Source organism: Nocardioides taihuensis (genome assembly GCF_042657275.1).
In the GTDB taxonomy this organism is placed as follows: Bacteria; Actinomycetota; Actinomycetes; order Propionibacteriales; family Nocardioidaceae; genus Nocardioides; species Nocardioides taihuensis.
The window spans coordinates 83,803-105,914 of sequence record NZ_JBHSKD010000008.1; the positions used below are offsets into that span (position 1 = coordinate 83,803).

At 73.6% G+C, this 22,112-nt stretch carries 23 protein-coding genes; 15 read left to right on the forward strand and 8 right to left on the reverse strand.

Annotated elements, in window-relative coordinates; translation table 11 throughout:
- Positions 1–97: 97 nt before the first annotated feature.
- Positions 98–1,129 (reverse strand): ABC transporter ATP-binding protein, encoded by a 1,032-nt coding sequence (locus ACFPGP_RS08210; protein ID WP_378589125.1) that lies wholly within the window; start codon positions 1,127–1,129, stop codon positions 98–100.
- On the opposite strand from ACFPGP_RS08210, the gene ACFPGP_RS08215 reads away from it, so the two are divergent.
- The 3 genes from ACFPGP_RS08215 to ACFPGP_RS08225 all read left to right on the forward strand — a co-directional run bounded on the left by ACFPGP_RS08215 (position 1,128) and on the right by ACFPGP_RS08225 (position 3,623).
- The gene (locus tag ACFPGP_RS08215) at positions 1,128–1,853 is read left to right on the forward strand and encodes an ABC transporter permease (protein ID WP_378589127.1); all 726 of its coding nucleotides are present in this window, start codon (positions 1,128–1,130) and stop codon (positions 1,851–1,853) included. The genes ACFPGP_RS08210 and ACFPGP_RS08215 overlap by 2 nt on opposite strands.
- Positions 1,850–2,611, forward strand: a complete 762-nt coding sequence (locus tag ACFPGP_RS08220; RefSeq protein ID WP_378589129.1) for an ABC transporter permease — start codon at positions 1,850–1,852, stop codon at positions 2,609–2,611. The genes ACFPGP_RS08215 and ACFPGP_RS08220 overlap by 4 nt, the downstream gene beginning before the upstream one ends.
- 67 nt (positions 2,612–2,678) lie before the next feature.
- The gene (locus ACFPGP_RS08225) at positions 2,679–3,623 is read left to right on the forward strand and encodes an ABC transporter substrate-binding protein (RefSeq protein ID WP_378589131.1); all 945 of its coding nucleotides are present in this window, start codon (positions 2,679–2,681) and stop codon (positions 3,621–3,623) included.
- A 25-nt stretch (positions 3,624–3,648) separates the two neighbouring features.
- Here ACFPGP_RS08225 and ACFPGP_RS08230 read toward each other — a convergent pair whose 3' ends face one another.
- Entirely contained in the window at positions 3,649–4,572 is a 924-nt protein-coding gene (locus ACFPGP_RS08230) for a sulfotransferase family protein (protein WP_378589133.1), read from the reverse strand.
- Positions 4,573–4,701: 129 nt separating this feature from the next.
- Between ACFPGP_RS08230 and ACFPGP_RS08235 the strand changes: the two genes are divergently transcribed.
- The 8 genes from ACFPGP_RS08235 (at position 4,702) to ACFPGP_RS08270 (ending at position 13,790) form a co-directional block, all read left to right on the forward strand.
- Entirely contained in the window at positions 4,702–5,757 is a 1,056-nt protein-coding gene (locus tag ACFPGP_RS08235) for a Rossmann-like and DUF2520 domain-containing protein (protein WP_378589134.1), read from the forward strand.
- Positions 5,754–6,626 (forward strand): pantoate--beta-alanine ligase, encoded by an 873-nt coding sequence (panC, locus tag ACFPGP_RS08240; protein WP_378589136.1) that lies wholly within the window; start codon positions 5,754–5,756, stop codon positions 6,624–6,626. The genes ACFPGP_RS08235 and panC overlap by 4 nt, the downstream gene beginning before the upstream one ends.
- A gap of 15 nt (positions 6,627–6,641) precedes the next feature.
- Positions 6,642–7,073 carry an aspartate 1-decarboxylase gene (panD, locus tag ACFPGP_RS08245; RefSeq protein WP_465263255.1) on the forward strand — a complete coding sequence of 144 codons (432 nt, stop codon included), beginning with the start codon at positions 6,642–6,644 and terminating at the stop codon, positions 7,071–7,073.
- The gene (locus tag ACFPGP_RS08250) at positions 7,070–8,767 is read left to right on the forward strand and encodes an L-aspartate oxidase (RefSeq protein ID WP_378589138.1); all 1,698 of its coding nucleotides are present in this window, start codon (positions 7,070–7,072) and stop codon (positions 8,765–8,767) included. Before panD ends, ACFPGP_RS08250 begins: the two co-directional genes overlap by 4 nt.
- Positions 8,764–9,693 carry a carboxylating nicotinate-nucleotide diphosphorylase gene (gene nadC / locus ACFPGP_RS08255; protein WP_378589140.1) on the forward strand — a complete coding sequence of 310 codons (930 nt, stop codon included), beginning with the start codon at positions 8,764–8,766 and terminating at the stop codon, positions 9,691–9,693. Before ACFPGP_RS08250 ends, nadC begins: the two co-directional genes overlap by 4 nt.
- Entirely contained in the window at positions 9,690–10,481 is a 792-nt protein-coding gene (locus ACFPGP_RS08260; protein ID WP_378589141.1) for a type III pantothenate kinase, read from the forward strand. Before nadC ends, ACFPGP_RS08260 begins: the two co-directional genes overlap by 4 nt.
- Before the next feature lie 191 nt (positions 10,482–10,672).
- The gene (locus ACFPGP_RS08265; RefSeq protein ID WP_378589142.1) at positions 10,673–11,020 is read left to right on the forward strand and encodes a histone-like nucleoid-structuring protein Lsr2; all 348 of its coding nucleotides are present in this window, start codon (positions 10,673–10,675) and stop codon (positions 11,018–11,020) included.
- Positions 11,021–11,207: 187 nt separating this feature from the next.
- Entirely contained in the window at positions 11,208–13,790 is a 2,583-nt protein-coding gene (locus ACFPGP_RS08270; RefSeq protein ID WP_378589143.1) for an ATP-dependent Clp protease ATP-binding subunit, read from the forward strand.
- A gap of 57 nt (positions 13,791–13,847) precedes the next feature.
- On the opposite strand, the gene ACFPGP_RS08275 is transcribed toward ACFPGP_RS08270, so the two are convergent.
- Positions 13,848–14,351 (reverse strand): DinB family protein, encoded by a 504-nt coding sequence (locus ACFPGP_RS08275; protein WP_378589145.1) that lies wholly within the window; start codon positions 14,349–14,351, stop codon positions 13,848–13,850.
- 36 nt (positions 14,352–14,387) lie between these two features.
- Here ACFPGP_RS08275 and ACFPGP_RS08280 point away from each other — a divergent pair, with 36 nt between their 5' ends.
- Positions 14,388–15,209: an isocitrate lyase/PEP mutase family protein gene (locus tag ACFPGP_RS08280; RefSeq protein ID WP_378589146.1), complete on the forward strand. Its 822-nt coding sequence runs from the start codon at positions 14,388–14,390 to the stop codon at positions 15,207–15,209.
- A gap of 3 nt (positions 15,210–15,212) precedes the next feature.
- Here the strand turns inward: ACFPGP_RS08280 and ACFPGP_RS08285 are convergent, their stop codons facing one another.
- Positions 15,213–15,539, reverse strand: coding sequence for a DMT family transporter (locus ACFPGP_RS08285; protein ID WP_378589148.1), 327 nt, complete (start codon positions 15,537–15,539; stop codon positions 15,213–15,215).
- A 77-nt stretch (positions 15,540–15,616) separates the two neighbouring features.
- Between ACFPGP_RS08285 and ACFPGP_RS08290 the strand changes: the two genes are divergently transcribed.
- Complete coding sequence (locus ACFPGP_RS08290) at positions 15,617–16,204, forward strand: TetR/AcrR family transcriptional regulator (RefSeq protein WP_378589149.1); 588 nt, start codon at positions 15,617–15,619, stop codon at positions 16,202–16,204.
- Here ACFPGP_RS08290 and ACFPGP_RS08295 read toward each other — a convergent pair.
- Together ACFPGP_RS08295 and ACFPGP_RS08300 are read right to left on the reverse strand one after the other, a co-directional pair.
- Positions 16,189–17,052, reverse strand: a complete 864-nt coding sequence (locus tag ACFPGP_RS08295; protein WP_378589151.1) for an HhH-GPD family protein — start codon at positions 17,050–17,052, stop codon at positions 16,189–16,191. The genes ACFPGP_RS08290 and ACFPGP_RS08295 overlap by 16 nt on opposite strands.
- A gap of 62 nt (positions 17,053–17,114) precedes the next feature.
- Positions 17,115–17,660, reverse strand: coding sequence for a mycothiol transferase (locus ACFPGP_RS08300; protein ID WP_378589152.1), 546 nt, complete (start codon positions 17,658–17,660; stop codon positions 17,115–17,117).
- A gap of 62 nt (positions 17,661–17,722) precedes the next feature.
- Here ACFPGP_RS08300 and ACFPGP_RS08305 point away from each other — a divergent pair, with 62 nt between their 5' ends.
- Both ACFPGP_RS08305 and ACFPGP_RS08310 read left to right on the forward strand, forming a co-directional pair.
- Positions 17,723–18,703 (forward strand): helix-turn-helix transcriptional regulator, encoded by a 981-nt coding sequence (locus ACFPGP_RS08305; protein ID WP_378589154.1) that lies wholly within the window; start codon positions 17,723–17,725, stop codon positions 18,701–18,703.
- A 69-nt stretch (positions 18,704–18,772) separates the two neighbouring features.
- Entirely contained in the window at positions 18,773–19,507 is a 735-nt protein-coding gene (locus ACFPGP_RS08310; protein ID WP_378589156.1) for a hypothetical protein, read from the forward strand.
- On the opposite strand, the gene disA is transcribed toward ACFPGP_RS08310, so the two are convergent.
- Both disA and radA read right to left on the reverse strand, forming a co-directional pair.
- Positions 19,498–20,580, reverse strand: a complete 1,083-nt coding sequence (disA, locus tag ACFPGP_RS08315) for a DNA integrity scanning diadenylate cyclase DisA (protein ID WP_378589157.1) — start codon at positions 20,578–20,580, stop codon at positions 19,498–19,500. The genes ACFPGP_RS08310 and disA overlap by 10 nt on opposite strands.
- A gap of 99 nt (positions 20,581–20,679) precedes the next feature.
- Complete coding sequence (radA, locus tag ACFPGP_RS08320; protein WP_378589158.1) at positions 20,680–22,083, reverse strand: DNA repair protein RadA; 1,404 nt, start codon at positions 22,081–22,083, stop codon at positions 20,680–20,682.
- Between the last annotated feature and the right edge of the window lie 29 nt (positions 22,084–22,112).

Genomic DNA, 22,112 nt, shown 5'->3' on the forward strand with positions numbered 1-22,112 from the left:
AATCATCCGGGAGCAGGGGAGACCGTCCGGTAGTCGTCGCGTCCGCGGAGATGCTCCGGGCGCTCCACCGGCCCTCCACTCTCGCCCGGCACGGCGGCTACGCCGGCTCCTCCGCGGGGTCCCGCAGCGACGCCCGCAGCGCCCGGTGCACGCCGTTGGGCGTGAGCACGCCGACGAACCTGGCACCGTCGCGTACGCCGACCACCGCGCGGTCGTCGCGCAGCATCGCGGCCAGCGCCTCCTCCAGCGAGGAGTCGAGGTCGACCGCAGCGGCCAGGTCGCCCGCGGCGACGCCGTCCATCGGCTCGAGCAGCGCGGGGTCGATCGGCGTGACCGCCAGCCGCCGCAGCCCCCGCGTCGAGCCGACGAAGTCGGCCACGAAGTCGTCGGCCGGGCGCCCCAGGAGCTCGGCCGGCGTGCCGAGCTGGGCCAGACGCCCGCCGGTCGCGAAGACGGCCACGCGGTCGCCCATGCGCACCGCCTCGTCGATGTCGTGGGTGACCATCACGACGGTCTTGCCGAGCTCGCGCTGCAGTCGCAGGAACTCGTCCTGCAGCCGCACCCGCACCACCGGGTCGACCGCGCCGAAGGGCTCGTCCATCAGCAGCACGGGCGGGTTCGCGGCGAGCGCGCGCGCCACGCCGACCCGCTGCCGCTGCCCGCCCGAGAGCTGGTGGGGGTAGCGCCGCGCGTAGGTCTCCACGTCGAGCCCGACGAGCTCCATCAGCTCGTGGGCCCTCTCGCGTGCCGTGGCCCGCGACTCCCCGAGCAGCAGCGGCACCGTCATCACGTTGGCCTCGACGCGCTGGTGCGGGAAGAGGCCGACCTGCTGGATGACGTACCCGATCTCGCGCCGCAGGGCGACCGGGTCCTGCGACATGACGTCGCGGCCGTCGATCTCGATCGTGCCCGTCGTGGGCTCGATCAGGCGGTTGATCATCTTCAGCGTCGTGGACTTGCCGCAGCCCGACGGCCCGACCAGCACCACGAGCTCGCCCGCCCCGACGGCGAGGTCGAGGTCGTGCACCGCCGTGGTCCCGTCCGGGTAGGTCTTGCCGACCCCGGTGAGCCGGATCATCGCGGGCCGCTCGCCCCCCTGCGCCGCCTCGGCCTGCGCGGTAACGTCCATGCGCGTGACCCTACTCGCGGCGTACGACTCGGCGGCCGCCGCGGAGCCGAGCTGCTACAGCCGGATCACCAACGAGTGGTTCTGCGCGCAGTACCTCCAGGACCGCCGGTCCGAGATCGTCGACGCCACGCTGCAGCACCTCGCGATCACCGTCGCCGCCGTGGTCGTCGGGGTGCTGATCGCCTTCCCGCTCGCGCTGCTCGCCCGGCGGGTGCCGCGCCTGCAGTCGACGGTCCTGGGCTCCAGCACTATCGTCTACACGATCCCGTCACTGGCCCTGCTGCCGCTGATGGTGCCCTTCACCGGCCTGAGCGCCACCACGGTCGTGCTCGCCCTCGCGCTCTACGCCCTCACCGTGCTGGTCCGCAGCATGCTCGAGGGGTTGGCCGCCGTGCCCGCCGAGGTGCGCGAGTCGGCCACGGGCCTCGGCTACTCGCGCACCCGCATGCTGCTGCGCGTCGAGCTCCCGCTCGCGACGCCGGTGATCATGGCCGGGCTGCGCGTCGCGACCGTCTCGACGGTGGCCCTCACGACGGTCGGCTCCCTCGTGGCGTACGGCGGGCTCGGCAACCTGATCAAGGACGGCGTCAACACGAACTTCCGCGCCGAGCTGCTGACCGCCGCGGTGCTGTGCGTCCTGCTCGCGGTGCTGCTCGACGCCCTCCTCGTGGTGGCCGAGCGGGTGCTGACGCCGTGGAACCGGGGCGGGCAGGTGACCTCGTGACGATCCTCAGCGACGCGTGGAACTACCTCACCGACCCCGCGAGCTGGTCGGGCTCCGACGGCATGCTCGTGCTGCTGCTGCAGTCGTTGCTGCTCACCGTCACCGCGCTCGCGGCCGCCCTGGTGATCGGGCTGCCGCTGGCCCTGTGGCTCGGCCACCTCGGGCGCGGCGGCGTGCTGGCGATCAACATCTCGAACGTCGGCCGGGCCGTGCCCACGTTCGCCCTCCTCGCGCTCCTGGTCGTCGCCGACTTTCCCGGCACCGCCGAGTTCGGGCCCTACGGCCGCGCCGGCCTGGCGACCCTGATCGCGCTCACGCTCTTCGCGCTGCCGCCGATCATCACCAACGCGTACGTCGCCGTGCGCGAGGTGCCCGCCGAGGTCAAGGAGTCCTCGCGCGGCATGGGCATGACCGGGCGCCAGCAGTTCTTCCGGGTGGAGCTGCCGCTGGCCCTGCCGCTGATCCTCTCCGGCGTGCGGCTGGCGCTCGTCCAGGTGTGGGCCACCGCGACCATCGCCGCCCTGGTGGCCGGCCCCGGACTGGGCAACGTGATCACCGACGGCTTCTACCGCACCAACTACGGCAAGGGCATCGCCGGCGCCGTCGTCGTGGCGCTCGTGGCCCTCGTCCTGGAGCTGCTCTCGGCCCTGGTGCAGCGCGCCGCGACACCGGCCGGCGTCGTCGCCGAACGCGACGGAGGCGGGTTGTCGGAGGGCGGCACTAGGGTGGGCGCAACCGCTGACTCCCTCAGCGACTAGCGGGGCCTCCCGCGTTACCGGACACGCGCGGGCGAGCGCCCGCGGGACACAGAAGGTGGAAGCCCTGATGACGCTACGACGTTCGCTGGCGGCGGTGCTCGCCGTCGGCCCGCTCCTCCTCGTCTCGGCCTGCGCCGGCGACGACCTCGACAACAACGGCACCGACGACGGCGACTCCGGTGCGCAGGGGCCGATCACCATCTCGGGGCAGAACTTCCCCGAGGCGCAGCTGGTGGGGGAGATGTACGACCAGCTCCTCTCCGCCGCGGGCTACGAGACCACGATGAAGCTCGTCGACACCCGCGACGCCTACATGCCGATCTTCCCGGGCGACGTCGACGTCGTACCGGAGTACGTCGGCGGCATCGTCAACTTCCTCAACGCCCAGGAGAACGGCGCCAAGGCCGAGCCGCTCGAGGCCGGCGACGGCCAGCAGCTCGCGGACGAGGGCAAGCAGCTGCTCGACCAGGCGGGCATCACCCTGCTCGACCTCTCCGCGGCCACCGACACGAACGCCTTCTTCGTGACCAAGGAGTTCTCCGAGTCCGAGGGCGTCACCAGGCTCTCCGACCTGAGCGGCCGCTCGGTCGTGCTCGCCGCCGCACCCGACTGCGAGGGCCGGCTCGACTGCGAGGGCGGCCTGACCGACGAGTACGACATCGACGTCACCAAGATCCTCCCGCTGGGCTACGCCACCGACCAGACCTACCAGGCCGTGCTCAACGGCGAGGCCGAGCTCGGCGAGACCAGCACCACCGACGGCACCCTCGAGCAGCAGGGCCTCGTCGTGCTCCAGGACGACCTGCTGATCCAGCCGGCACAGAACCTCGTGCCGGCCGTCAGCACCGACTTCCTCGACCAGCACCCCGACATCGCCGACATCCTCAACCCGCTCATGGCCGCGCTGACCACCGAGAAGCTCACCGAGCTCAACGGTCGGATCGCCGTGGACCGCCAGCAGCCCGAGGACGTCGCGAACGACTTCCTCACCGACGAGGGTCTGCTCGACTGACGCAGCCGATCGCCCGGCCGGCGGCTCAGCCCTTGCGGCGCCGCTCGGCCGGGCCGATCGTGGTCGACGGCACCACCTTGGCGGCGAACGTCGCGGCGAGCTCGGCGGGGTCGAGGGTGCCGTCGAGGATGCGCTGCACGGGCCAGTGGCCGACCTCGAGCCCGGTGCGCTCCCGGAACAGGGCGAGGTCGTCGCGGTAGCGCTCGGCCAGCCGCTCCAGGTCGGTGGCGACGGGCGCGGTCCCACGCACGCCGACCTTGCCCTTCATCCCGTGCGGGAGCTCGGGGTGCTCGGCGAACCGCTCGAGGCCGAGGTGGTCGGTGAGCGCGTCGAGGGTGCCGACGTGGTCGGCCAGGAACGCGCGGAACTCGACCCAGTGCACCCGCTCGCGGCCGAAGATCTGCTCGGCGCGCTCCACCTGGGCGCCGTAGAAGCCCCGGCCGACGCCGGAGAGCATCTTGTAGCCCTTGCGCTTCCACACCGGCGGCACCCGCTCCTCGAGCCCGTCGGGGGCGTGTCGGGTGATGAACTCCGGCCAGTCCAGCGCCTGGCCGGGCCACTTGTTCACGACCATCATCCACTGCGAGAACAGCCGCTCGAGCGGGTCGCGGAAGATCCCGATGATGAGCATCTCGGGGTTGTAGGTGTGCATGCGCTCGAGGGCGCCCGGCCACCAGAGGTAGATCGGCGTCGCGTCGCCGACCGTCGTGTGCCGACCGCGGGTCGGCACCCGGTAGCTGCTGTAGTCCTCGCGGCCCCACCGGCGGCGCTCGTCGTCGAAGAAGTGCATCTCCTTCTTCGGCGCGCGCTTGACCTGCGGGTGCTCGTCGAGGAGCGCCGAGAGCGAGCTGGTGCCGGACTTCTGGGTGCCGGCGATCGAGAAGCCGAACTGCAGCCAGCGGACGTCGTCACCAGCGGTGTCGGCCGCGTCGGCGGACCGGGGGGACAAGCGGGGAACCTCCTGCGCACGAGCGGTACGGCGCGCGCCGGCGCCGCCGGCCGACGCTAGCACGCGGGGCACCGGCGTCAGGTTCGTCACACCGGGCACTTCTTACGCCGGACGGGACTCCCGCGTACCTTGGTCGTTGTTCACCACACGTTCACGAAACGCCGTCTGGTACCCGCACCGGCCCTCACCCGAGGGCGTCGGAGGGACTGGAACGAAAGGTTCGCGAAGATGACGAGCACCCCTGCCCGCCGGTTCACGGTGGGCGTGATCGGCGCCGGCCGCGTCGGCGCCGTGCTGGCCGCCCGCCTCCGGGCCGCCGGGCACGAGGTCGTGGCAGCCGCCGGCGAGTCCGACGCCACCCGCGAGCGCATCGCCGCCCTGCTCCCCGACGTCCCCCGGCGCAAGCCGACCGACGTCGCCCGCGCCTGCGACCTGCTGCTGCTCACCGTGCCCGACGACATGCTGCCCAACGTCGTCTCCGTGCTCAGCGCCAGCGGCGCCATTCGTGCCGGCCAGCTCGTGGTCCACACGTCCGGGCGCCACGGCCTCGCCGTGCTCGCCCCCGCGGTGGCCGTGGGTGCCGAGCCGCTCGCCCTGCACCCCGCGATGACCTTCACGGGCACCGCCGTCGACCTCGAGCGCCTCGACGGCTGCGTCTTCGGCGTCACCGCCGGCGCCGCGCAGCGCGCGCTGGCCGAGCAGCTGGTCGCCGATCTGGGTGGCCGCACCACCTGGGTGCCCGAGGAGTGCCGCACGCTCTACCACGCGGCCCTCGCCCACGGCGCGAACCACCTGGTCACCCTGGTCGCCGAGGCCTCCGAGCTGCTGGCCGCCGCCGGCGTCGACGACCCGGCCCGCACCCTGCGCCCGCTCCTCACCGCCGCGCTCGACAACGCGCTGGCCAACGGGGACGCCGCGCTGACCGGCCCCATCGTCCGCGGCGACGTCGAGACCGTCCGCGGCCACCTCGCCGAGGTCACCCGCCACGCCCCGCACGTGCTCGCGTCGTACGTCGCGCTGGCCCGGGCCACCCTCGGCCGGGTCGTCACCGACGGCCGCCTCCTGCCCATCCGCGGCGCCAAGCTGCGCTCCGTGCTCGACGCGGCCGAGGACGTCGCACCGACCGCCGGGGACGCGGTGGTGGTCCGCTCCGAATCCCCCGGACCCCGGCAGCCCGGGCAGTGAGCGGGGGATCCCGGCTCGTCGGCACCCGCGAGGAGCTGGCGAGTCTCCTGGCGACCGCGCGCGCCGCCGGCGGACCGGTCGTGCTGGTCCCGACCATGGGAGCGCTGCACGAGGGCCATGCCAGCCTGATGCGGCTGGCGCGCGAGCGCGCCGGACACGGTGTCGTCGTGGCGTCGGTGTTCGTCAACCCGCTGCAGTTCGGGCCGGGCGAGGACCTCGACCGCTACCCCCGCAGTCTCGACGCCGACCGCGATCTGTGCGCCCGTGAGGGCGTGGACATCGTGTTCGCGCCGGGCGTCGACGAGGTCTACCCCGGCGGCGAGCCGCAGGTGACGGTCCGGCCCGGCCCGCTCGGGAAGGTGCTCGAGGGCAAGATCCGGCCCGGGCACTTCCGCGGCGTGCTCACCGTGGTGGCGAAGCTCTTCGGTCTCGTGCGCCCCGACGTCGCCGTCTTCGGCGAGAAGGACTACCAGCAGCTGGTGCTGATCCGGCGGATGGTGCTCGACCTCAACATGGGCGTCGAGGTCGTCGGCGCCCCGACGGTGCGGGAGGCCGACGGCCTGGCCCTCTCGAGCCGCAACCGCTACCTCGACGCCGAGCAGCGGCTCGCTGCCACCGCACTGGGCCGCGCCCTGCACGCCGCGGAGCGCAACGCGGCGTACGGCGTGCAGGTCGCGCTCGACGAGGCGCGCACCGAGCTGCGCGAGCACCTCGTCGACCTCGACTACCTCGTCGTCACCGATCCCGGGCTCGGCGAGCTGCCGCCCGTCGTGCCGCCCGGCACCGAGGCGCGGATGCTGGTGGCCGCCCGCGTCGGGACGACCCGGCTCATCGACAACGTGCCGCTCGTGCTAGGCCGCGCATCCTGACAGTAGGAGGCCGCCGTGCTGCGCACGATGATGACCGGCAAGATCCACCGGGCCACGGTCACGCAGGCCGACCTGCACTACGTCGGGTCGGTGACCGTCGACGAGGACCTCCTCGACGCCGCCGGTCTCCTGCCCGGCGAGCTCGTGCACGTCGTGGACGTCACCAACGGCGCGCGTCTCGAGACCTACACGATCGCCGGCGAGCGCGGCAGCGGCGTGCTCGGCATCAACGGCGCAGCGGCGCACCTGGTGCGCCCCGGTGACCTCGTGATCCTCATCGGCTACGGACAGATGACGACCGAGGAGGCCGGTGCACACAGGCCCCGCGTGGTCTTCGTCGACGCCGACAACCGGGTCGTGGGCACCGGCGACGACCCGGCGGAGACCTTCGGCGACGAGCGGCTGCTCCGCGGCGATGTGAGGGCGGGCGCTAGCCTGCGCGGGTGAGGACCGACCCGAGCGACGCCTCCGACGCCTCGCCGTACCCGCCCCCGGCACGGCTCGCCGCCCCGGCGCCCGGCTGGACGACGCGCGCCGACGTCGTGGTCATCGGGTCGGGCATCGCCGGGCTGACGGCGGCGCTGCGCCTCAAGGACGCGGTCGACAAGGTCCTCGTCGTCACCAAGGACGTGCTCAACGCCGGGTCGACCCAGTGGGCCCAGGGCGGCATCGCCGCGGCGCTCGGGCCCGAGGACACCCCCGCGCAGCACGAGCACGACACGCTCGTCGCGGGCGCCGGGGTGTGCGACCCCGACGCGGTGCGGGTGCTGGTGACCGAGGGCCCCGAGGCCGTGCGCGAGCTGATCGCGCTGGGCACCCAGTTCGACCACGACCCCGACGGAGAGCTCTCGCTCACCCGGGAGGGCGGTCACCACCGCGACCGGATCGCGCACGCAGGCGGCGACGCCACCGGGGCCGAGATCCAGCGGGCCCTGATCGCGGCGGTGGAGCAGGCGCCCGAGATCGAGGTGATCCAGCACGCGCTGGCCATCGACCTGCTCGGGGCCGCCGACGGCGGTGTCGCCGGGGTGACCCTGCACGTGATGGGCGAGGGCCAGCGCGACGGCGTGGGTGCCGTGCTCTGCCGGGCCGTGGTGCTCGCCAGCGGCGGCCTCGGCCAGGTGTTCTCGCAGACCACCAACCCCTCGGTCGCGACCGGCGACGGCATGGCGATCGCCTTCCGGGCCGGCGCGGTGCTCCGCGACCTCGAGTTCGTGCAGTTCCACCCGACCGTGATGTACCTCGGTCCCGACTCGCGCGGCCAGCAGCCGCTGATCTCGGAGGCGGTCCGCGGCGAGGGCGCCTTCCTCGTCGACTTCGAGGGCCGTCGCTTCATGCAGGGTGTGCACGAGCTCGCCGACCTCGCCCCCCGCGACGTGGTCGCCAAGGCGATCACCCGGCGGATGCACGAGACCGGCCAGCCGCACATGTGGCTCGACGCGCGACACCTCGGGGCGGAGTTCTGGGAGCGGCGGTTCCCGACGATCCTGGCCACCGCGCGCTCCCACGGCGTCGACCCGGTGACCGACCTGATCCCCGTCGCCCCCGCCTGCCACTACGCCTCGGGCGGCGTGGCCACCGACCTGTGGGGCCGCACCAGCCTCCCCGGCCTCTACGCCACCGGCGAGGTCGCCTGCTCGGGCGTGCACGGCGCCAACCGCCTCGCCTCCAACTCGCTGCTCGAAGGGCTCGTCTTCTCGCGCCGGATCGCCGAGGCGCTGCCCGGCGAGCTGCGCACGTGGCAGGACCCGCTCGTCGACGACCGCCCGTCGGGCGTGGTCGACGAGGGCAGCCGGCGCCAGGTGCAGTCGATGATGACCGAGTACGTCGGCGTGCTCCGCGATGCGAAGGGGCTGGTCGAGGCCCGCGTCGGCCTGCCCGTCCTCGCCGGGGCCGGCGGCGAGCCCGGCACCGAGAGCTGGGAGACCACCAACCTGGTCACCCTGGCGATCGCGATGACCGAGGCGGCGCTGTTCCGCGAGGAGACGCGGGGCTCGCACTGGCGCGAGGACTTCCCCGACCGCGACGACGCGACCTTCGCCGGCAGCGTGGACCTGGTGCTCGACGCCGACGGCTGGCCCGAGGGCACGTTCCGCCCGATGCTCCCCAGCGACACCGCCGGGAGCGAGGTGCCGGCATGACGCCGTACGACGACCTGCCGGTCGACCTGCTCGGCGAGATCGCCGCGACGGGCCTCGACCCGCGTGCGGTGCACGACCTCGTGCTGCGCGCGCTCGAGGAGGACCTCCCCGGTGGCGCCGAGGACGCCACGAGCGCGGCCACGATCCCGGCCGGGGCGACCGGCACCGCCGACATCGGTGCCCGCCGCCCCGGGACGGTCGCGGGCCTGGGCATCGCCGCGCTCGTCTTCCACGTCGTCGCGGGCGACGCCGTGCAGGTCACCGGCCGGGTCCCCGACGGCACCCGGGTCGGCCCCGGCGACCCGGTGCTCACGGTGGTCGGCCCGCTGCGCGGGCTGCTCACCGCCGAGCGCACCGCCCTCAACCTCGCCTGCCACCTCTCCGGCGTCGCGACCGCGACCGCCGCGTGGGTCGACGCCCTCGACGGCACCTCCGCGCGGGTGCTCGACACCCGCAAGACGCTGCCCGGCCTCCGGGCCCTCCAGAAGTACGCCGTGCGGTGCGGCGGCGGGGTCAACCACCGCTTCGGCCTCGCCGACATGGCGATGGTCAAGGACAACCACGTGATCGCCGCCGGCGGCGTCGTGCCGGCGCTCGAGGCGGTGCGCGCGGCGTACCCCGGGCTGCCCGTCGAGGTCGAGGTCACCGACCTCGACCAGCTCCGCGCCCTCCTGGACGCGGGCTGCGAGCGCATCCTGCTCGACAACATGAGCACCGCGACCATGACCGAGGCGGTCGCGATCCGCAACCGGCACCCCCGCGGTGGCGCGGCCACCCTCGAGGCCTCCGGCGGCCTCACGATCGAGCGCGCCCGCGAGGTCGCGGAGACCGGCGTCGACTTCATCTCGGTCGGCGCGCTGACCCACTCGGTGGTGGTGCTCGACCTGGGGCTCGACCTGCGTGAGGACGCCGGGGGGTCGGGGTGAGCCTCCTCGCCGCCGACATCGGCAACGCCCACACGACCCTCGGCCTGCTCGACGGTGCCGCCGCGGGGGACGCGCCCGCCGAGGTGCTGGCCCACTGGCGGGTCGCCACCGACCCGCACCGCACGGCCGACGAGTGGTCGGTGCTGCTGCGCGGGTTGCTCGGTCCCGACGCCTCCGTCGACGGGATCGTGGTCTGCTCGACGGTCCCGGCGGTGCTGCACGAGTGGCGCGAGATGCTCGAGCGGCACTTCGCGGGCGTGCCCCACGTCGTGGTCGAGCCGGGCGTGCGGACCGGTGTCCCGGTGCTCACCGACAACCCGCGCGAGGTCGGTTCGGACCGGATCGTCAACGCCCTCGCGGCCGCGCGCTTCTACGGCGGCCCGGCGATCGTGGTCGACTTCGGCGGCACCGCGACGACGTTCGACGTGGTCAACGCCGCCGGCCAGTACGTCGGCGGAGCGATCGTGCCCGGTATCGAGATCTCGCTCGAGGCGCTCGGACGCCGCGGCGCGCAGTTGCGCAAGGTCGAGCTCGCCCGCCCGCGCACCGTGATCGCGCGCAACACCGTCGAGGCGCTGCAGTCCGGGATGCTCTTCGGGGTCGCCAGCCAGGTCGAGGGCATGGTCGCGCGGATGACCGCCGAGCTCGGGGCCGACCCCGACGCCGTACGCGTGATCGCGACCGGCCACCTCGCGCCGCTGGTGGTGGGGGAGTGCGCGTGCTTCACCGACGAGGAGCCGTGGCTGACCCTGCGCGGATTGCACCTCGTCTTCGAACGCAATTCCTGACCTTTTTGCATTACCGCCCTAATCCCGGCAGGGGCGGTGGCAAATATGGGTGTGGAATACACCGGCAGTGGAATACACCACAATTGCGTCGCGAATCGCCGACGTGCCATGATTCCTCGCAGTATTCCGTTGATATCACCCCTGCGGTCGCTCGAAAAGCGGGTGGCCTCCCGTGAAAGGCACCCACCCCCATGGCGCAGAAGGTCCACATCGTCCTCGTCGACGACCTCGACGGCTCCGACGGCACCCAGACCGTCTCCTTCGGGCTCGACGGCACCTCCTACGAGATCGACCTGAGCGACGACAACGCCGCCAAGCTGCGCGACGCGCTCGCGCCGTACGTCGCGCACGGCCGCAAGGTCACCGGCAGCCGGGGCGGCCGTCGCCGCAGCGGTGGCGCCGGGGGCGCGGCGAAGGCCGCCGGCGGCGCGGCGACGCCGGCCGAGATCCGCGAGTGGGCGCGTGGCCAGGGCATGGACGTGCCCGAGCGCGGTCGCGTCTCCGCCGACGTGCGCGCGGCGTACGAGGCCGCCCACTGAGCTGCCCCTCCCCGCTGGACCACCCGTCCACGCCCCGGCCCGGACCACTCCGGCCGGGGCGTGTTCGCTCTCAGCGGACCCCGGTTGCCTCTGGGCGGGAACGCGTAGGCTGTCCGCGGGGTTGTACGACCTGACCCCTCCCACCGACCCAGCGGCGGGAGGCCCACGACCGGTAGGAGCGACAAGCATGTTCGAGCGGTTCACCGACCGAGCCCGTCGGGTGGTCGTGCTGGCCCAGGAAGAGGCCCGCATGCTCTCCCACAACTACATCGGGACCGAGCACATCCTTCTCGGCCTGATCCACGAGGGCGAGGGCGTGGCGGCCAAGGCACTGGAGAGCCTCGACATCTCCCTCGAGGCCGTGCGCGCGCAGGTCGAGGAGATCATCGGGCAGGGCCAGCAGGCGCCGTCCGGCCACATCCCCTTCACCCCGCGCGCCAAGAAGGTGCTCGAGCTGTCCCTGCGTGAGGCGCTGCAGCTCGGCCACTCCTACATCGGCACCGAGCACATCCTGCTCGGCCTGATCCGCGAGGGCGAGGGCGTGGCCGCCCAGGTGCTGCAGAAGCTCGGCGCCGACCTCAACCGCGTCCGCCAGCAGGTCATCCAGCTCCTCTCCGGCTTCCAGGGCAAGGAGTCGGCCGCGTCCGGCGCCTCCTCGAGCACCGCCGGTGGCGACACCCCGAGCTCCTCGCTGGTGCTCGACCAGTTCGGCCGCAACCTGACCCAGGACGCCCGCGAGGGCAAGCTCGACCCGGTCATCGGCCGGGAGCAGGAGATCGAGCGGGTCATGCAGATCCTCTCGCGCCGCACGAAGAACAACCCGGTGCTGATCGGTGAGCCCGGCGTCGGCAAGACCACGATCGTCGAGGGCCTCGCCCAGGACATCGTGAAGGGCAACGTCCCCGAGACGCTCAAGGACAAGCAGATCTACACCCTCGACCTCGGCGCGCTCGTCGCCGGGTCGCGCTACCGCGGTGACTTCGAGGAGCGCCTGAAGAAGGTGCTCAAGGAGATCCGCACCCGCGGCGACATCGTGCTGTTCATCGACGAGATCCACACGCTCGTCGGCGCCGGCGCCGCCGAGGGCGCGATCGACGCCGCCAGCATCCTCAAGCCGATGCTGGCCCGCGGTGAGCTGCAGACCATCGGCGCGACCACCCTCGACGAGTACCGCAAGTACCTCGAGAAGGACGCCGCGCTCGAGCGCCGCTTCCAGCCGATCCAGGTCGCCGAGCCGTCGATCGCGCACACGATCGAGATGCTCAAGGGCCTGCGCGACCGCTACGAGGCGCACCACCGCGTGACCATCACCGACGAGGCGCTGGTCTCGGCCGCGACCCTGGCCGACCGCTACATCTCCGACCGGTTCCTGCCCGACAAGGCCATCGACCTCATCGACGAGGCCGGCTCGCGGCTGCGGATCCGGCGGATGACCGCGCCGGCCGACCTGCGCGAGTACGACGACAAGATCGCCGACGTGCGCCAGCGCAAGGAGGCCGCGATCGACGGGCAGGACTTCGAGGCCGCGGCCCGCCTGCGCGACGAGGAGAAGCAGCTGATCGCCCGCAAGGCCGAGCGCGAGAAGCAGTGGCGTGCCGGCGACATGGACGAGGTCGCGGAGGTCGACGAGGAGCTGATCGCCGAGGTGCTGGCGGTCGCGACCGGCATCCCGATCGTCAAGCTGTCCGAGGAGGAGTCGACCCGGCTGCTCAAGATGGAGGACGAGCTGCACAAGCGGGTCATCGGCCAGGAGGAGGCCGTCAAGGCGCTCAGCCGGGCGATCCGTCGTACGCGGGCGGGCCTGAAGGACCCCAAGCGTCCCGGTGGCTCGTTCATCTTCGCCGGCCCGTCCGGCGTCGGCAAGACCTGGCTGTCCAAGACGCTGGCGGAGTTCCTCTTCGGCGACGAGGACGCGCTGATCCAGCTCGACATGAGCGAGTTCGGCGAGAAGCACACGGTCTCGCGGCTCTTCGGCTCGCCTCCGGGCTACGTCGGCTACGAGGAGGGCGGCCAGCTCACCGAGAAGGTGCGCCGCAAGCCGTTCTCGGTCGTGCTCTTCGACGAGGTCGAGAAGGCCCACCCCGACATCTTCAACAGCCTGCTGCAGATCCTGGAGGAGGGTCGCCTGACCGACTCCCAGGGCCGGGTCGTGGACTTCAAGAACACCGTCATCATCATGACCACCAACCTCGGCACCCGCGACATCTCCAAGGGCATCAACCTCGGGTTCCAGCAGGAGAGCGACGTCCAGGGCTCCTACGACCGGATGAAGGCCAAGGTGTCGGAGGAGCTCAAGCAGCACTTCCGTCCCGAGTTCCTCAACCGTGTCGACGAGATCGTGGTCTTCCCGCCGCTGTCGCGTGCGCAGATCGTCTCGATGGTCGACAACATGATCGCCTCGGTCGAGCTGCGGATGCGCGACCGCGACATGCGGATCGAGCTGACCCAGGCCGCCAAGGACCTGCTCGCGGTGCGGGGCTTCGACCCGGTGCTCGGCGCGCGTCCGCTGCGGCGCACGGTGCAGCGCGAGATCGAGGACACCCTCGCCGAGAAGATGCTCTACGGCGAGGTCGGCCCCGGCCAGATCGTGCTCGTCGACGTGGAGGGCGAGGGCCCGACCGCGACGTTCACCTTCCACGGCCAGAAGATCGGCGAGCTGCCCGACCTGCCGCCGTTCGAGACCGCCGAGGTCGCCTCGGGCGAGGCCGCTCCGATCGAGGGTCCCGACGACTCCGACAGCGCGAGCGACGTCCCCAAGGCCGCCGACTGACGCACCACCCACGCTGACCCGCCGTTGGTTGACGGCGGGTCAGCGTGATTTCGGGTCTCAGGGCTCGTCGAGCACGAGGCGCTGGCCGCCGTCGACGAGCTCGCGGCAGATGTCGAGGTGGCCGGCGTGGGTCGCGGTCTCGACGAGCACGTGCAGCAGCACCTCGCGCAGGGTGGTGTACGGCGCGTGGCCGGCGCCCTCGAACCACCACACCGGGGGCGCGTCGAGGCTCAGGTCCGCGATCGCCGCGTTGGCCTGCTCGCACTCGTTGCCGTACAGCTCGAGCAGCTCCTCGTCGCTGACGTCGTCGGGCGCGGTCCAGCCGGCGTACCCCTCGGGCAGCTCGACCTGCTCGCCGGCCATGACCGCCCGGAACCAGACCCGCTCCACGTCGAGCGCCAGGTGCCGGACCAGGCCCCGGGCCGTCCAGCCCGACGGCACCTGCGAGTGCCGCCTGGCCTCGGCGGGCATGGCCTGGAACTGCTCGGCGACCTGCCGGCGCCGGGCGCCCAGCCACGCGAGGAGCTCGGTCTTGGTGATCTGGTCTGCGTCGGTGTCCACCGTGCCAGTCAACCCGACCGGTGCGAGGCTTGACCCATGGCCACCGGACACCCCTCGACGAACGACAAGGCGGCAGCGCTGCTCGCCCTGCACGACGGCCCCGGCTTCGTGCTCCCCAACGCCTGGGACGCGGGCTCCGCCCGCATCCTCGAGCAGGTCGGCTTCCCGGCCGTGGCCACGACGAGCGCGGGCATCGCCTGGGCCTGCGGCGTCCCCGACGGGGGCGCGATCGACCGCGACACGATGCTCGAGCACGTCGGCCGGATCGTGGCCGCCGTCGGCGTGCCGGTCACCGCGGACCTCGAGGCCGGGTACGGCGACACCGCGGACGAGGTCGCCCGCACCGTCGCCGGGGCGGTCGAGCTCGGTGCCGTGGGCGGCAACCTCGAGGACGCCGCGCAGGGCCGGCTGTTCGAGCTGGACGAGGCCGTGGAGCGGGTGGTGGCCGCCCGGGCCGCCGCGCCGCGCGGCACGTTCGTGCTGAACGCCCGCACCGACACCTACTTCACGGGCACGGCCGGGGACCCCTTCGACGAGGCGGTCGAGCGGGCGACCCGCTACGTCGAGGCAGGCGCCGACTGCGTGTTCGTGCCCGGCGTGGTCGAGGCCGAGGCGATCCGCCGGCTCGCCGAGGCCGTGCCCGGACCGCTCAACATCGTGGCCGGCCTGGCGAACACCATCGACGCCCCCACGCTGTTCTCGCTCGGGGTGACACGGGTCAGCCTCGGCGGGAGCCTGGCCCGCGCCGCCCTGAGCGGCCTCGAGCGGGCCGGTCGCGAGCTGCTCGAGACCGGCACGCTCGGGTTCCTCGACGGGGTGATCCCGTACGCCGACCTCCAGCGCCGCTTCGGCTCGTGACCGTCAGTGCGCGCCCTGGATGTTGAGCACGACGACGCCACCGATGATCATCAGCAGGGCCGAGGCCTTGAGCACGTCGAGCTGCTCGCCGAGCAGCGCGACGCCGATGATCGCGATGCCGGCGGTGCCGAGCCCCGACCACACGGCGTACGTCGTGGAGACGGGGATCTCGCGGATGACGAGGGTGAGCACCCAGATCGACAGCGCGTACCCCGCCACGACCAGGGCGGTCCAGCCAGGGTTGCGGAAGCCCTCCGTCCTCGGCAGGGCGGCCGTCGCGGCCACCTCCACACCGATGGCCGACAGCAGCAGGCCCCACGCGACGAACATGATGGTTCACTCCTCGTTGTTGTAGCAGTTGCTACAAATGTAGCACTTGCTACATGGTGGACCCAAGCGGAGGTGACATGACGCGCGACACGGGGCGACGCCAGGCGTTGGCGGACGCGGCCACCGACTACGTGCTCGAGCACGGCCTGATCGGTCTCAGCCTGCGACCGCTGGCGGCCGAGATCGGCACCAGCGACCGGATGCTGCTCTACCACTTCGACAGCAAGGACGACCTGATCGCGGCGGTGATCAGCCAGTCGTCCGACCGATCCGTCGACCTGCTGCGCGCCCGCCCCGTGCGGCGGGGCGTGCGCGCCACCGTGCTCGACGTGTGGCAGGCGATGAAGTCGGCGCCCCTCGACCAGTGCTCGCGGGTGTACGCCGAGGCAGCGGCCCTCGGTCTCCTCGGCCGCGAGCCCTACGTGACCGTCGTGCAGGAGGCCAACGAGCGGTGGACCGGCGCGCTCGCCGACCACCTGGTCGACGCCGGGGCCGAACGCCGGGCCGCGCGCCGCGCCGCGAACCTGATCGACGCCACCTTCATGGGCCTGCTCCTCGACCTCCCGCTTGCTCCCGACGACCCCGACGGGGAGCGGGTGGTCCGCGACGTTGCCGACGCCGCCGCCGCGATCACCGGCCGTGCGGGCGCTCAGGGCAGGGCGTAGGCCGACTCCCCGGCGCGCACCAGCAGGCCGTCGGCCACGAGCGCGGCCAGGCAGCGCTCGCGCTGCGCCGCCTCCGGCCACGCCGCCTCGAGGCGGCTGACGTGCACGGGGCCGTCAGTGTCGCGCACCGCGCCGAGGAGGCGCCCGCGGCACTGCCGGTCGGTGCCGGCCCAGGCCTGCACCTTGCGGGGCGGCCCGTCGTACGCGGGGTGGCCGGCGGCGCGCCACGTGCACAGGTCGGCGACGGGGCAGGCGTCGCAGCGCGGCGAGGTGGCCGTGCAGACGAGGGCGCCGAGCTCCATGACCGCGACCGACCACGTGGCCGCGAGCGGCTCGTCGGGCAGCACCGCCTCCGCCCGGTCGCGCTCGGCGCGCGTGACCGAGGCGGCCGGGAACTCGACGCCGCCGACCGCCCGGCCCAGCACCCGGCGCACGTTGGTGTCGAGCACCACCTGGCGCTGGCCGAAGGCGAAGGCCGCGATCGCGGCGGCGGTGTAGTCGCCGACGCCCGGCAGCGCCAGCAGGTCGTCGTACGACGCGGGGACCTCGCCGTCGTGCCGCTCCACGATGGCGCCCGCGGCCGCGTGCAGCCGCAGGGCGCGGCGCGGGTAGCCCAGGCGCCCCCACGCCCGCACCGCCTCGCCCGCGGGCTCGGCGGCCAGGTCGGCCGGCGTCGGCCAGGTGGCCAGCCACCGCTCGTGCACGGGCAGCACGCGCACGACCGGCGTCTGCTGGAGCATGAACTCCGAGACCATCACCGACCACGGGCTCGCCTCGGGCCGCCGCCACGGCAGGTCGCGCGCGTGCTCGTCGTACCAGGCGAGCAGGGGCGCGTGCAGGTCGCTCATCGCCGCCGATCCTAGGCAGCGCCACTCCGCGAGCTGGGCGGGTGTCCGCGGTCGGCGCCCGGTCAGGGGCGTGGCGCGTCCTCGCCGACCAGCCCGTCGACCGACTCGCGGATCAGGTCGGCATGCCCCGTGTGGCGGGCGTACTCCTCGACGAGGTCCACCAGCTGCCGGCGCAGGCTCTGCCGCTCGGACCAGCGGGTCTGGACGACCAGCCGCCCGAGCCCGCCGTCGGCCAGCGCCTCCGCGACCGCCGCCCGCGACCGGGCCACGGCCGCCTCCCACAGCGCGAGCACCTCGGCCGGGTCGTCCTGCGCGCCGGTGCGCCACTCCCAGTCGGGGTCGGCCTCGAAGTCGACCCCGGTCCACGGCTCCGGCATCGGGCGGCCGAGCAGCGCGTGGGTGAACATGTCGTCCTCCACCAGCGCGAGGTGCTTGAGCAGCCCGCCGAGGGTCATCGAGGAGGGCGCGAGCCGCGCGCCGGTGCCGGCGGCGTCGAGCCCGCCGCACTTCCAGGCGAAGGTGCGGCGGTTGCGTTCGAGGGCTCCGAGCAGGGTGTCCACCTCGGAGCCCGCGACGGGCGGTCCGGTCAGGGGCGCGTCGTTGGCCATGGCAGGACCGTAGGACCGATTCCGGACGAACGGCTTCCGCAAGTCGTGACAGGATCGCCGACGTGCTGCCGCCGACCGCTCCGACCAGCCCCACGGCCCGCGCGCTCGTCGTGCTCGAGCTGGTGCAGGACCACCCCGGCATCACCGCCGAGCGCCTGGCGTCCCGGCTCGAGGTCTCCGACCGCGCGATCCGGCGCTACGTCGGCATCCTGCGCGACGCGGGCGTGCCGATCACCTCCGAGCGCGGCCGCTACGGCGGGTACCGCATCGGACGCGGCCACCGCGTGCCGCCGCTGATGTTCACCACGCCGGAGGCGCTGGCGCTGGTGATGGCGGTGCTCGAGGGCAACCACGGCGCCGGTGACGCCGACGACCCCGTCGGCAGCGCGCTGGGCAAGATCATCCGCGTGCTTCCCGAGCCGGTCGCCGACCCCGTCACCGCGGTCCGCGCCGTGAGCAGTCGCAGCCCCGACCGGGGCGCGGTGACGCCGTCGACGGCGACCACCGCGCAGCTGGTGCAGTCGTGCGCCGCGCACCGGCGCCTGCGGCTGCTCTACCGCCTCGGCCGCAGCCGCGACCGGACGATGGACGTCGACCCGTGGGCGGTGGTCGTCCGCCACGCGAAGTGGTACCTGCTCTGCTGGTCGCACACCGCGGACGCGCGGCGGGTGCTCCGGATCGACCGGATCGGCGAGGTCGAGGTGCTCGCCGAGGACTTCACCCCGCCCGACGGCCTCGACCCGGTGCGGGCGCTCGAGGAGCACCTCGCGCAGGGCTGGCGCCACCGGATCGAGGTGGAGGTCGACGCTCCGGTCGCGGACGTCGAGCGCTGCCTCTCGCGCAGCCTGGGCCGGGTCGAGCCGCGCGGGGACGGTCTCAGCCGGGTGGTCGCCTCGACCGAGGAGCCCGTCTGGTACGCCGCGCAGCTGGTCACCTCGCTGGGCGCGCTCGACGCGCCGTTCCGGGTGGTGGAGCCGCCGGAGCTGCGGGCGGCGGTGCGGACGCTGGGGCGGCGGCTGGTCGACGCTGCGGGTGACGACTGACCCTCGTCGTCCCGCCCCCGCCCGGTGTGGCAACCCGGCTCACCGCCGGCGTCTCACTAGCGTTGGCGCATGACGTCGCAGACCAGGGGGAGGTTGCCCGCGCGCGTCTACTGGCGTCGCCGGGTGATGGTGCTCGGGACGGCGATGCTGCTGGTCTTCGCCGTCGGCCGCCTGGTCGTGGGCGGCGACGACCCCGCCCCCTCCTCCGACGGTGCCGTGGCCCCCGCCGCGGCCGACCCGACCTCCGAGGTCAGCGGCGACACCCGCCCGCAGCGCGAGCGGGGCGAGCGGGCGGGTGACCGGTCCGACCGCAAGCAGAAGGACAAGCCCGAGCCGCTCCCCACCCCCAGCGGGCCGTGCACCGACGAGGACGTCGCGGTGACGCCGGTCGTCGATGACGCCGTGGGCGGCGCCGACGTGACGATCGGCCTCGAGCTGCGCACCATCGAGGCCGACGCCTGCACGTGGACGGCCTCGCGGCGCACGCTCACCCTCAAGATCACCTCCGGCCGCGACGACATCTGGTCGAGCCGTGAGTGTCCGCGCGCCGTCCCCACCGAGGACGTCGTGCTCTACCGCGAGCACCCGACCGTGGTCGACGTCACCTGGTCGGGCCGCAGGTCCGACGACGACGCGTGCGACCGCGGCACGGTGTGGGCGGAGCCTGGTTGGTACCACGTCATCGCCGCCGCGCTCGCCGGCGAGCCCGCGGACGTGCAGTTCGAGCTGACAGCGCCCGAGAGCGAGCACATCACCAAGACCGTGCCGCCCTCCAAGCACGGCAAGGGCGACGGTCAGACGTAGCGCTCGAGGATCGTCGACTCGGCCAGGCGCGAGAGCCCCTCACGCACCGAGCGGGCGCGGAGCTCGCCGATGCCGTCGACGGCCTGGAGGTCGTCGATGCCGGCGGAGAGCAGCTTCTGCAGGGTGCCGAAGTGCTCGACGAGCCGGTCCACGACGGCCGGTGGCAGCCGGGGCACCTTGGCGAGCAGCCGGTAGCCGCGCGGCGCGACCGCGCCGTCGAGGTGCTCGCTGCTGCCGAGGCCCAGCGCCTTGGCGGCGGCCGCCGGGTCGACCAGCTCGGTCGGCGAGAGCGCCTCGAGCTGGGCGAGCAGCACCTCCGGGGTCTTGGTACGGCGACCGGGTGGCAGGTAGTCGCGGATCACGAGCTCGCGCTCCGCGTCGACGCCGGTCACCAGCTCCTCGAGCTGGAGCGAGAGCAGACGGCCGTCGCTGCCGAGCTCGAGCACGTAGTCCTCGATCTCGCGGGCGATGCGGGTCACCATCTCGAGCCGCTGCGCCACCACGGCGACGTCGCGCACGGTGACGAGGTCCTCGATCTCGAGGGCCGACAGCGTCGAGGCGACCTCGTCGAGGCGGAGCTTGTAGCGCTCCAGCGTCGCGAGGGCCTGGTTGGCGCGGGAGAGGATCTGGGCGGAGTCCTCGAGCACGTGCCGGGTCTCGCCGACGTACGCCGCGATGATCTGCATCGACTGCGACACCGAGATCACCGGGAAGCCGGTCTGGCGGGCCACGCGGTCGGCGGTGCGGTGCCGGGTGCCGGTCTCGTCCGACGGGATCCGCGGGTCGGGCATGAGGTGCACGGCCGCCCGCATGATCCGCGTGGCGTCCTTGTCGAGGATGATCGCGCCGTCCATCTTGGCGAGCTCGCGCAGGCCGGTCGCCGTGAACGGCACCTCGAGCGCGAAGCCGCCGGTGGAGATCGACTCGACGGTCTTGTCGTTGCCGAGCACGAGCAGCGCACCCGTGCGCCCGCGCAGGATCCGCTCGAGCCCGTCGCGCAGCGCCGTTCCGGGCGCGATCGACGCGAGGGTCGCCCGCAGGCGGAGCACCTCGTCGGACCGGTCCACTGCCACCGGCGCCTCCTCCCGTCACTGCACGTCGGTGTAGGGGCACAGTCTAGGGACACCCGGCCCGGGAGAGGCGGGCGCGCCACCGCACGGTGGACGGCCGGTTCAGTCAGCCTCGGCGCTGCGCAGGCGTCGCGCCCCGGCCCCGAGGCCGAGCAGGCGCAGCGCGGTGCCCACGTCGGGCGCCTCGACCACCTGCAGGCCGTCGACGGTGCGCGGCCGCCGCGGGCCGTCGGGGCGGCCGGGCACGACCGCGGTGCGGAAGCCCAGCCGCGCCGCCTCGGCCACCCGCTGCGGCAGGTCGCGGACCCGGCGCAACTCGCCGGCCAGGCCGATCTCGCCGATCGCCGCCACCCCGGCCGGCGCCGCGACCCCGGTGGTCGCCGAGGCCAGGGCCACGGCGACCGCGAGGTCGGAGGCCGGCTCGGTGAGCCGGGCCCCGCCGATGGTCGAGGCGAAGACGTCGTGGGCGTGCAGCCGGATGCCGCAGTGCTGCTGCAGCACGGCGAGCACCATCGCGATCCGCGACCCGTCGAGCCCCGACGTCGTACGACGGGGGCGCTCGGCGGCCGTGGGCGTGACCAGCGCCTGCACCTCGGCCAGCAGCGGACGGCGGCCCTCGAGCGTGACGGCCACGCAGGTGCCGGGCACCTGGTGGTGGTGGTTCTCCACGAACAGCCCGGTGGGGTCGGCGACCGCGGTGATGCCGTCGCTCGCGAGGTCGAAGCAACCGACCTCGTCGACGGGGCCGAAGCGGTTCTTCATCGCCCGCAGCATCCGGAACCGCGACGTGCGCTCGCCCTCGAATTGGAGCACGACGTCGACGACGTGCTCGAGCACCCGGGGGCCGGCGATCGAGCCGTCCTTGGTGACGTGACCGACCAGGATCGTGGTGATGTTGCGGGTCTTGGCGACCCGCACCAGCGCCGCCGCGACCTCGCGCACCTGGGTCACGCCGCCGGGCACGCCCTCGACGCCGGCGGCGCCGATCGTCTGCACGGAGTCGACGACCAGCAACGTCGGCCCGACCTCCTCGACGTGGGCGAGCACGGCCCCGAGGTCGGTCTCGGCGGCGAGGTAGAGCTGGTCGTGCACCCCGCCGGTGCGGTCGGCGCGCAGCCGCACCTGCGAGGCCGACTCCTCGCCCGTGACGTAGAGCGTGCGCTCGCCCGAGGCCGCCGTCTGGGCCGCGGCCTCGAGCAGCAGGGTGCTCTTCCCGACGCCGGGCTCGCCCGCCAGCAGGATCGCGGCGCCGGGCACCAGGCCGCCGCCGAGCACCCGGTCGAGCTCGGGGACCCCCGAGGAGCGGAAGCGCGAGGCCTCCACCGGCACCTGGCCGATCGGCACCGCGGGTGAGGTCACCGCGGTCGCCTGGGCGCGCGGGGTGACCGCCGCGGCCGCCTGCACCACCGACCCCCAGGCCTGGCACTCACCGCACCGACCGACCCACTTCGCGGTCTCCCACCCGCACTCGGCGCAGCGGAAGGAGGGACGGGGAGTTCTAGCCATGTCCGCACGCTAGGACACGGCGCCGACAG